Origin of the sequence: Glycomyces sp. L485 (assembly GCF_022548875.1) — a bacterium.
In the GTDB taxonomy this organism is placed as follows: Bacteria; Actinomycetota; Actinomycetes; order Mycobacteriales; family Micromonosporaceae; genus Glycomyces.
Window position 1 is genome coordinate 1 of record NZ_JAKZEW010000030.1, and the last position, 340, is coordinate 340.

Here is a 340-nt window from a genome sequence, read left to right on the forward strand (position 1 = left end):
CCGGGCGGACGCTTCCGCCCCGAAGACGAGCACGCCCCCACGCCGACCACACCACCAGCGGCAGCGGCCGTACCGGCGGCACCGGCTGCGGCGATGACTCTGGTGCACCCGAAGACGAACGAACCGCTGATTCCGGTGCGCTCGAACGTGATCGAAGATCCCATCCCGTTCTTAACCTGCCCGCCGCGGGAGGCCGTGGCGGGGAAGGCGCCTCATACAGCCGCCAGCTCGAAACCGGAAACGGCTTCGAGCCATTCCCCGTGTCCAGGGCCAAAACAGCAAACCCGAGCGGCCCGAGCCTCCGTGCTCGACCGGCCCGAACCTCCACACACCCGCAGCC